Annotated in this window: 3 protein-coding genes, 1 tRNA gene and 2 pseudogenes; 3 read left to right on the top strand and 3 right to left on the bottom strand. The window is 50.6% G+C overall.

What is annotated here, in order from left to right; all coding sequences use genetic code 11:
* Positions 1-584: 584 nt before the first annotated feature.
* Complete coding sequence (locus GHN92_RS23300) at positions 585-1,958, bottom strand: recombinase (protein WP_095025384.1); 1,374 nt, start codon at positions 1,956-1,958, stop codon at positions 585-587.
* 80 nt (positions 1,959-2,038) lie between these two features.
* Between GHN92_RS23300 and GHN92_RS23295 the strand changes: the two genes are divergently transcribed.
* Positions 2,039-2,123: transfer RNA gene (locus GHN92_RS23295), tRNA-Leu, on the top strand.
* 574 nt (positions 2,124-2,697) lie between these two features.
* Here the strand turns inward: GHN92_RS23295 and GHN92_RS23290 are convergent.
* A complete protein-coding gene (locus GHN92_RS23290) occupies positions 2,698-3,126 on the bottom strand; it encodes a MarR family winged helix-turn-helix transcriptional regulator (RefSeq protein ID WP_153381292.1) in 429 nt (142 codons plus the stop codon).
* Positions 3,123-3,548, bottom strand: a complete 426-nt coding sequence (locus GHN92_RS23285) for an SRPBCC family protein (protein WP_095018644.1) — start codon at positions 3,546-3,548, stop codon at positions 3,123-3,125. The genes GHN92_RS23290 and GHN92_RS23285 overlap by 4 nt, the downstream gene beginning before the upstream one ends.
* 2,069 nt (positions 3,549-5,617) lie before the next feature.
* Between GHN92_RS23285 and GHN92_RS24490 the strand changes: the two are divergent.
* Together GHN92_RS24490 and GHN92_RS24300 are read left to right on the top strand one after the other, a co-directional pair.
* Positions 5,618-6,343: pseudogene (locus GHN92_RS24490) on the top strand (ESPR-type extended signal peptide-containing protein); the annotation flags it as partial.
* 39 nt (positions 6,344-6,382) lie between these two features.
* A pseudogene (locus tag GHN92_RS24300) lies at positions 6,383-7,008 on the top strand (hemagglutinin); the annotation flags it as partial.

The following is a 7,008-nucleotide window of genomic DNA, read 5'->3' as shown; positions in this document are numbered from 1 at the left end:
GCTGAGTTCGGAATAGGACATAGGGGCAGCACCGTACCGGAAAGGTCAGGTGTTGCACTCAGTTTTCGCGGCCGCCCAGCATCGACCATCTTGTTATCAAGGGACTCCAACTCAGACTTGCTGAACCGGATCGTGATCCTAGCGTCTTTCTTTTGCTTCTCAATAACTTTCATCTTGGCTTACCTATTATTGTTTTATTGGTTCGCTTTTATCAACGCAACCCCCGAAGGGGAGTGAGTAGCCTACACTTGTCCGACATAGACACAACTGGCTATCTACTGATACAAGACTACTGTGCCGGTGGAGTTATAGTAGGTGGAAGTATTATCGAAAATATAGTGATGTATTTTCGGCTGTATGAATGTTCGCTATGGGTGAATGTGAAATCGCAGTATGGTAGTGCGAGTATTGGCTACCTCGCACTATATGAGAGTGATTTCGCTGTAGGTGAGTGCGGATTCACAGTATGGCAGAGCGATTTAGCAACTGAGCGCGCGGAACAATCCAGTGTGTGACCAAGTTGGTCTAGATGGTCTAGATGGTCTAGATGGTCTAGATGGTCTAGATGGTCTAGATGATCATTTTTAGGAGTGTACTACCAGCTGATCCATTGCTTTTTGATCGAGCGGGGCCAAAGTTTCCAGCAATCCTCGGCAAACAACATTTTTTCCAATTTTAGACATTGTATGAATATCGCTTTCCACAAGTGTAATTGCGCTCCTGATTTCCGAGAGATAATCGGTTTTATACCCATCCGTCACATCCACGGATCGTCCCTTACCCCCATGGTTAGATAGAACCTTAGTATAATACTGACCAATACGAGCTTTTTGAGCTGTCGAAATAAAACTAGCCCGCATAATTTTCCGCGGTAGGCTTGTGCCAACCTTTTCCTGAACTCTAATCAGAAAATCCCTGACGCTAGATTCGCTGATTTTTTCTTGAGAAACGCCGGAGAAGACGTATTCGCTGATTGAGTGCTTCATTGCATAAAGGAGTTGGCAATACGCACTGTCACTTAGTACCAAGTGAAATTCCTCTCCGTTTTTTAGGGAGTCAATTTCGTTGAGTTTTGTCCGCGCCGAAAAGATGATTGATCTCGTCTGGTGGTGTATATCCGTCTTGCGAATTTTTGCAATCTCCCCTGGCCGTACTCCGCTAAAAAGCATAAAGAGGACAGCGGCTGAAACGGTTTTAAAAGATGTTGGCACATCTCGCATCGGCTGCTGATCAGCAAGAGCTAGGCACTCTGCAATAAACCTCCCAAGCTCATTAGGATTTATGCGTATCTTTGATCGCTTATTTTCGTGCCAGATTTTTAGCGTAGTCATGATGTCAACTGGGTTGTATTCAACCAGCCTTTTTGAGCCGTTATCGTAAAAGGCTATGGCAAACGAAAAGATCGAGCCGAGCAGGGATAATGTCTTGTTAGCCGTCCGCTCCCGTGGCGCGCCAAGTGTCCCATCCTTTTTTGGCACCGGTTTAGTCACCTTTGCGTGCAGGGCGGTCACATCTTTAGCGGCTATTGTGCGCAAAGGCCTGCCGGACAAATTTGGAGCAATGTGATTTTTAAAAGTCTTGCGATAGTCGTCAATGGTGCATTCAGTGAGCTTCGCTTTTGCGATCAGCATGTCTTCGAATGCGCTCTCGACAGTCACTTCGTCTTGCAAGTCTTTCGTGGTTTTTTCCTCCAGCATCGCCTCCAGGTTCGTGTACATCGACAGGGCTTCGTCGCGAATCATCGGAATTTTTGTAGTGCGTTTGTCAAAAGCACCCAGCTTAATCCTGTGGTCTCGCCCCTTGATTTTGCGCACCACAAAAAAAGTTTTACCGCCTGCTTTGGTGAGCCGGATCGCCAGACCTTTGATTTCCGTGTCGTACACCAAAATGTCGGATTTGCCTTGCGGGCACGTCAGGTCGTCCAGCGCGGACTTAGTAAAATTAATTTTCAAGGCCATAACACGTCGTTTCCCTGGTTAAGTGATTGATTTTGACTTTGTTTTGGGGTTAAATCGTCTCCTGCTTTACCGCCACATCAGCCCCGATGGTGAAATTGGTAGACACACCGGACTTAAAATCCGTCGCAGAAATGTGTGCCGGTTCGACTCCGGCTCGGGGCACCATCTAGCTTCATTTCGCTCAATAAAAAACACCCATATTTGTCCCCAGCGTCTACCGAGACCTTGGTGTTTTTTGCTATCTGCGATTTGGTATCCAGCACCTTAAAATTGGTAGCCGGCTTGGGAGCTATTTGGGAGCTGGCTTGGGAGCTTTGCTGGTAGCTTTCGCCATTCCAGGCCTGCCCAGCTCAGCTCTCACCCGCTCTTCAATGCAGCCAAGAATGTCCGTAAGTTACTGTTTTAACAAGTTTTAAAGCCTATAAGTACGGGCAAAAGCCGGCCTCAGCGCTCAACTGCTTTTGTATGCTGACGACGGGTAAGATGACTTAAAATCCCCCGTTCGTAAGGACGTGCCGGTTCGATTCCGGCTTCGGGCACCAAACAAATCAAGGGCTTGCATGCGATTCGCGTGCAGGCCCTTTGTTTTTGCACCGCAAAAAAACAGACCGCTCCGCAATTCTGTTTTTTACCCCTTCTCTGTCTTCCTGCCAAAACGGGCGTCATTCTCCTGCGCAAACACAAAGCCCAGCACTAGGCCGGGCTCGGGGGTTATCACACCTGATTTCCAGACAGGTAATCAGGTGTTGCGCGTTAGAAAGAACTCTTTGTCGAAGCCTTCAACAATCGGCAAAGCAGCACGCAATCGTCGGTGGCCCTCTTCGCTAAGTGACACCAGATTTGCGCGATGATCTTGCGGGTTCACTTGCTTTTCAATAAGCCCGTCCTTACCCAGGCGGGATATGATTTGCGAAATATGCATGCGATCCATACCGGTAAAACTGGCGATTCCGTGCTGAGTCACCTGCTCGCCCTCTCTAGTCAGCCAACCACTTACAGCCAGGATAGCGAACTGTGGCTGGGTAAGCCCCAAGGGCTTCAAGCGGACATTAAGTTGACGCTGCCAGTCCAAAAAGTCGCGCCAGAGTCTGAATCCAGGGCTGTCGCTTGGCCCCGCGAAGGCAGAACCACTCCAGTTCTCCTCGACGCTGTCCTTGTTCACACTCATAGGGAGCTTGCCCGGGCTTCACTGGACTTCTTAAGCCCCTGCATCGTATTGGGTAACGCTGCCTGGATGGATCTACCTATCAGGTATCGAAACAGAAAGCTCAATGGCCCGGAGAATTCAACCCAGTGAGTTGCGACAGTGCCCCCCTCTTTTTCCGTGAGCAGGTGCCCGAATTCCATGCGACATAACGGCAAACGGCTTTGCGCCGAAAACGACTTTTCTTCGGTCATCTCAACAATCTGAATGCCAGCCTTGGGCCCTACCCTGGGTTTAAGCCAACCTTTGGCTCCCAACTTGAGACCGCCAGGCAAGCTGGCACTACTCACTTCTGGGTCCCAGTCAGCCCACCGTCCCGCATCCCTATACAAGCGGAACACTTGCGCGGGGGTCGATCTGATTTCAATAGACTCTTTGATTTCCATGGCCTTTGCCTTGCGTCTGTAGGGTCAAAATAATTGTAAATGCATTTACAATATAAAACCACACACCAGCAACGGCTGGTAAAAATCGCTACAAACACGATCCTCTTAGGACTCAGCTCCAGAGTTGGACTCCCTGCTCATCACCAGTCAGCACCAACGGCAATACAATAAGCACACCGCCGAGATACGACTCAGGCTCAGTGGCCAGCTGGGGCATACAACGGTCGTGATGACCGAGATTTACATCCGTCAAAGGGGCGGCAAAAAGGCAACCCAACCAAATGATTTTTGACGGGCATTCTTCACAGCAATTATTTTTGATCACGTAGAAGCAATGGCCTTCAGGGTCCTGGCACCGTCTCGCTGCGAAACATACACAGACACAGATCTAACCTACTGTTTTTAAAAAAATAAATTTTTTGAATTAAAATCCCCCGTTCATAATGACGGGCCGGTTCGATTCCGGCTTCGGGCACCAAACAAATCAAGGGCTTGCATAAGACTCCTCGTGCAGGCCCTTTGTTTTGTTCGCTGCGATTTTTTCGGGTTATGCCATCGTTCATTGTTTCGAGTGGTTGGCGAGGTCTTCGCTTGACTGCCACCAATCGAGAACTGCTTGGTGTCGGGTCATGTTCAACGTCACTCCCTCAGCGAGCCAAACCCCCAGCACAGCAACAACCATTCCACGCCACGCCATGCCATGCCAACCCTGGCATGACCTCATCGAGCAATTAGTTCGCCATTACCGATGCCAATAGCGGCACCATGAAGAACAACGCCGACACCCGCGCTGCCTGATGAGAGCGGGCCATAGTCAATAGACTGAAAGTGCTGTCAGCCGATATTGCGCAATGAACTACAGCATCCAGGCGAAACATTTCTCCGCCGTTGAATGCACTGACGCTACTCACGACCCCCCACATATGCTCTTCGTCAGTAAACATCGAAAAGAAGGCAACTACCCTTGCAGCAGGGACTTCAACACAAGCGCATGAGCAACCTGTACAGAACCTATCCCCCGCTCGTTCAGACACAGGCTACACCAGCAAAAACATCGTGACCGGGCAGCGCCCTCTGGTTCTTTTCGCCATGCCATATTTATTATATTACTACTGACCGCCATAACAACAATGCAAATTAAAAGCATCAAATTAAAGATCACCCATATTAAAACCGACATACAAAAACCACCCCACACCTCGCCTCATCACCTGAGACCCCACACTACAAGGCCGAGCAATTGCATTACCTGGACTGCACATGCGCGACCACTCAAACTGCAACAAGGCGCCACTAGCCTGCCACCAGCCACGCAGAAACACATCAGATTAAACAAACCATATAACAACTATCGTCAACACCGACCTGCTGCGCTGACTCATACCTAAAACCTCATAACATTAAGATCGAATTGATATTTCACCGTCTTCTACTACAAACGCCCCTTCACAACGACAGCCAAGTGGTCTGGACTTTACATTAAGAGACATAACGTGCACCCACCGAAAACCATTAAAAATAAGACAAAAATGATCATTTTCAATCTCTTGAGCAGCCATACAACCACTCAAAACTTACCCAACCGCAATCATGCCAGCGCAGGACGCCCCCCCTTTTAATTACACATATACTTTTTAAAAACAATCAGCCCACCTCATTACTCGCACGAAAAACATCCGAACACTAGTTACACAACTTGAAATAACCTACAGCCGTACTACTTTAAAAATATGAGCCATCAAGACTACCCACTCACTGCTGGGCTGCCATGGTTTCGTGCGCGACTTATAGCTTAAATATCAGTAACGCGCTCGCACTGTTAAAACCGGATCCAATAACACTGTTTGATAGCAACATCTACCTCCCCTCAAGAGGCCTCGGACAACATGCACACCCCTTATTGTGCCGGAGCAACTAGCATTTGGCTTGCGCACAACAAAGCCCCGCCCGCTCGTCACAAGCGCCCTGGTCTTTAACCAACACTCAGATACCGCATGCAAAGGCGGTAGTTTCTGATGCACATCATATTCTTTCATCAGAGGTTGGCGTACATCCCGCCATAAACAATCATGAACAAGATTTTTTCTGTGGTATGGAATTACTCCTTGGGCAGTTGGGTAGTCACTAGTGAGTTTGCGCACAAGAAAAATAAAAGCGGACCTTGCAAGGGCATAAGAACATTAGTGATTGTTACTGTTGGACTGTCATTAGGGCTGCTACCCACATTTGCCTTTTCCAGCACGGCAATATCGGGAGGCGTGATCAGTAACAGTTCGGCAACAGGTAATGGTGGTGCGCCGGCGACCGTAGACTTCTATTCCGTAGCCATTAGCGCCGCCTCTGGCTCCACTGCCAGGAACAGAAGTGTTGCGATCGGTGAGGCTTCCGTTGCAACAGGCGACAGCTCTGAGTCATTCGGGCGACTTGCCGTCGCTACCGGCACTTCCTCTGTTGCTATCGGATTATCTAGTAATGCTTCTGGCACTAACTCTGTCGCATTGGGCGAAACCAGCAATGCCTCAGACTTGGGAGCCTCCGCCCTGGGTGCTGAAAGCGTTGCCAACAGCCAAAATTCGACAGCTGTGGGTACTTCCAGTCAAGCTTTAGCCATAAACGCTACCGCGCTTGGTTTCAATAGCAGGGCCTCTGGTGCAAGCTCTATGGCCTTAGGCGTCAGCAGCACTGCTTCAGGTATAGCCTCCGTAGCCCTGGGAGCTAGCACGATAGCGTCTGGCCAAGACGGCATTGCTATCGGCAGCACTTCACAGGCAACCGCTGCCAGCTCCCTGGCTATCGGCTCGAACGCAAGAGCTACCGCAACCGGGGCAATCTCCATGGGTAGCGGCTCTCTGGCTAACTCGAACGATAGCGTCGCAATCGGTACCTCGGCGCAAGCCACTGGCGGCAAAGCCGTATCCATTGGCGCAGGCAACACAGCCAGCGGCAACGGCGCTGTCGCCATCGGTGACCCTAACACGGCAACCGGCACCGGCGCAGTCGCCATGGGCGCCGACAATACCGCCAACGGCCAGGGCAGCGTGGCCCTGGGCAATGCCAATACGGCAACAGGCCAAGGTTCCGTGGCGCTGGGTAATAGCTCCCAGGCCAACAGCGCCGGTTCCATTGCCCTGGGCGATGCAGCCACTGTGGTCAACGCCGCTACCCAAGGGTTGGCACTGGGCTCAGGGGCAACATCCAACAACATCGGGGCCGTTGCACTCGGCGCCAACAGCACCACGGCGGCGGCAGTCGCCACCACAGGGGCAACCATCGGCGGCGTCGCTTACACCTTTGCCGGGACTGCACCCGCCAGCGTGGTCAGTGTCGGCAGCATTGGCGCAGAACGGCAAATCTCCAATGTGGCTGCTGGTCAGATCAGTGGTACCAGTACCGATGCCATCAACGGCAGCCAACTGTTCGCCACCAATCAACAGGTCACCACCAACACCACCAATATCGC

It is taken from the genome of Pseudomonas sp. FSL R10-2964, assembly GCF_009600035.1.
In the GTDB taxonomy this organism is placed as follows: domain Bacteria; phylum Pseudomonadota; class Gammaproteobacteria; order Pseudomonadales; family Pseudomonadaceae; genus Aquipseudomonas; species Aquipseudomonas bubulae.
The sequence above is the reverse complement of the archived record's forward strand: the minus strand, read 5'-3'. Positions and strand labels throughout refer to the sequence as shown.

Excerpts from the sequence above, each read along its gene's own strand:
- GHN92_RS23290 (WP_153381292.1), bottom strand. The coding sequence starts at position 3,126 with ATGAGTGTGAACAAGGACAGCGTCGAGGAGAACTGGAGTGGTTCTGCC.
- GHN92_RS23285 (WP_095018644.1), bottom strand. The coding sequence starts at position 3,548 with ATGGAAATCAAAGAGTCTATTGAAATCAGATCGACCCCCGCGCAAGTG.
- GHN92_RS23300 (WP_095025384.1), bottom strand. The coding sequence starts at position 1,958 with ATGGCCTTGAAAATTAATTTTACTAAGTCCGCGCTGGACGACCTGACG.